The 2504-nt window shown below is 59.9% G+C and carries 3 protein-coding genes and 1 pseudogene; 2 read left to right on the top strand and 2 right to left on the bottom strand.

Annotated features, from left to right (window positions below):
* Positions 1-213: pseudogene (locus A37A_RS20760) on the bottom strand (hypothetical protein); the annotation flags it as partial.
* A 153-nt stretch (positions 214-366) separates the two neighbouring features.
* On the opposite strand from A37A_RS20760, the gene A37A_RS22090 reads away from it, so the two are divergent.
* Positions 367-624, top strand: coding sequence for a zinc ribbon domain-containing protein (locus tag A37A_RS22090; protein ID WP_081616311.1), 258 nt, complete (start codon positions 367-369; stop codon positions 622-624).
* A 228-nt stretch (positions 625-852) separates the two neighbouring features.
* Here the strand turns inward: A37A_RS22090 and A37A_RS20755 are convergent, their stop codons facing one another.
* Positions 853-1026 carry a hypothetical protein gene (locus A37A_RS20755; protein ID WP_018291826.1) on the bottom strand — a complete coding sequence of 58 codons (174 nt, stop codon included), beginning with the start codon at positions 1024-1026 and terminating at the stop codon, positions 853-855.
* Between the two features lie 209 nt (positions 1027-1235).
* Here A37A_RS20755 and A37A_RS21555 point away from each other — a divergent pair, with 209 nt between their 5' ends.
* Complete coding sequence (locus A37A_RS21555; RefSeq protein WP_018291824.1) at positions 1236-1694, top strand: hypothetical protein; 459 nt, start codon at positions 1236-1238, stop codon at positions 1692-1694.
* Positions 1695-2504 lie beyond the last annotated feature (810 nt).

The following is a 2504-nucleotide window of genomic DNA, read 5'->3' as shown; positions in this document are numbered from 1 at the left end:
GTCCGACTGCTCCTCCAGTCCCAGCTTCTCGACCTCGACGACCTTCTTCCCCTGCAAGCCCAAACGAATCAGCTCCCGGACCTCTTCGGGTAGCGCGGTGACGTTGCAGATCGTCCGGGAACGCGGCCCTTTCTCGGTCCGATACGACTCTCGGATGAAATAACTCTTGTAGACCTTCCCCTTCTGCCGCGACTTGACCTCGCAAAAGTACATTACGCACTCTTTTATGCCAAACGCAACGAATACACGCCGATATATTATTTCATACATTACGTACTACATGCTTTCCGTAAGTAATTGATAAATCACAATGTCGGTGAAAAAGTGTCAAAGTCAGGCTAGTCTGCACTGTTATGTCACGTAATTATGACGCGATGTGCTAGTTGCGAGCTGATCGTGTTGGACCCACGCGAGGAGAAGCCTTCGCAAACATGCCCTGCGTGCGGGATCGTGCGAAAGAAGGCTCTTTCCGAGCGTGAGCACAGATGCGGCTGCGGCTTTGCCGCGACCCGGGATCAAGCATCGGCGCTGGCCATGCTCGCGGCGGGACTTAGGTTGAAGGGGCGGGAACCGTCCTGGGCAATGCGCTCGGCAAAGCCCGAAACCTGCAGCAGAGCCGCTTAGCGGCTTGATGACGGTAGTTCATTACCCCCTCTGGCAAGTGGAGAACGATCGTGCCTTCCGTGGCGCCGATGCCTTCGAGGCCCTTGCGCCGTTGGCGCGCGAAAGGCTCCTGGCGGGGGCGTTGTCGCAACTCAGGAACAAAGACAAAGCGCGCACAGGCGCGCGTTGCCTTCCCGAGAAGCGAATCGTTCCTAAGCGAGGGAAAGGCCCAACCGAGCCTTGCCCTCCTCAGTGAAAAAGCCTACCCACCCAATGGACCACCGCCTCCATCGCGTCTCCGGCCATGATCCACCCGTTGCGAAGCCAGGAGTGAATCGGTTCGGGAGCAAAGCGGTCGACCGCAATGGCGACAAGGAGCGCACCGGCGGTATCGATGAGATAGTGTCCAATCTTTTCGCGCATGCGGCCTGCTATCCTTGGATGGGAAACACCGAGGCTTCCACGACCTCCCTTCCCTGCCATTTTCCCAACTCGCGATTCCCCCATGGCTTGGCCAACGCGCCTTCGTGCCAGCAGCCCATGGAAGGCGGCGTATTGGATTTGCCATAAGCCATAAGGGGGCAACGATAACAAGGAAAGAACGATGGATGCGAGCCTTCTTCTAATCCTGTATGGAGGGCTGCTTCTTGCGCTGCGTGGCGTACCTGCTCCGCCCTTGCCTTCGAGCAGGCTCCTCTTTTCCCTATGGGTTCTGGTCAGCGGCCATTGGTGGCCGCATGGAGCCCTGCTTTGCCGCAGTCCAAAGGCAAATTGGGTCGTCGGCGGATGGCTTGCGGGGAGTTTTCTGCTCGGCCGGGCGAGCCTCTTTGCTCCCCACTCCCCCCCTCGCCTATTCCTTGGAGCAACTCGGCGGCTTGGCGGCGGGACTCTGCCTCCTTTCCGGCTTTGGTCTGGCGGCTTTCCAGTTGCGATCCCGCGCGGAGGGAGAGGGCCGGCAAGCAGCACGAGCCAACCCCTCCCCTCCGCGCGCTCGTGACGCTTCACGAGGATCGGGGGATTTTGCGACTGCCCGGCTATGCGGCGCAGTCGATTCAGCGGCTGGCGCCGAGGCTCTATTGGATGCCGGGTGAAGCCGCAGCCCTGCTGGAGAAGGATTGGGTGAGTAGCCCCGGGGAGTTGCACCCCGAGGCTCTCGTAGAACCGTGCTTGAGCGTCTCCGCTCACACGGCTCCCATCATGGAGCCCCGCCGCACGCCCAGCTGCCAGTGCGCCCACAGCTTCGGATCGCGTCTCGAGATGCGCGCGACCCAGTGCGTCGCCCTGCGTAGATGTCCGCGCAACACGGCTTTGCCTCACTCATCGGCTCCTCCCATTGCTGGTTGGCTCATTGAATTTGGCTCCATAACACAACCCCTTCGCTCCATCCCGTTTCGGGGACTTCATCACTACTACGAGTTGTTCCGCCCCTGGTCTCCGCTTCCGTACTCTCGCCCTCGTGGTTCTTCCACTTGCGGCTTCTCCGTTCGCATCGGAGTCCCAGGTTCCCACGTTCCGCTTGACCGCCCCCGACAAGCTGAGGCCACCTCAATGCCGGATGCCGCTTCGGTCCGTAAACAGGCACCGCCGAAGCTCGTCCCGCGTTAACGACTCCCCTGCGGTTTCGACATCGTCCCTACGCTTTCGACATGTCATCAGTGGTTCCCTTTCGGTCCTCTTCTTGCCAGTCACCTGACCTGGTTCTTCCCAGGCCTTTTCCTTCTGTGCTCACGACCAGGGCTTTTGGCCTCAGCCGCCGAAGGTGGTTTAGAACCTGCTCCTGCCAGCCGGTTCCAAGGGGTCCGCCCTCATCAATCAAGCAGTTACACACATTGAGCCCTCCTCGGCCCAGGGCCTTTTTTTATGAACGGTCAAGTGATTCTGCGCCAGGGAGGGAAAGAAAG

This window comes from Verrucomicrobium sp. 3C (genome assembly GCF_000379365.1).
Lineage (GTDB): Bacteria > Verrucomicrobiota > Verrucomicrobiia > Methylacidiphilales > Methylacidiphilaceae > Methylacidimicrobium.
The sequence above is the reverse complement of the archived record's forward strand: the minus strand, read 5'-3'. Positions and strand labels throughout refer to the sequence as shown.

Coding starts and splice junctions, on each gene's coding strand:
- A37A_RS22090 (WP_081616311.1), top strand. CDS start 367: ATGACGCGATGTGCTAGTTGCGAGCTGATCGTGTTGGACCCACGCGAG.
- A37A_RS21555 (WP_018291824.1), top strand. CDS start 1,236: ATGGAGGGCTGCTTCTTGCGCTGCGTGGCGTACCTGCTCCGCCCTTGC.
- A37A_RS20755 (WP_018291826.1), bottom strand. CDS start 1,026: ATGCGCGAAAAGATTGGACACTATCTCATCGATACCGCCGGTGCGCTC.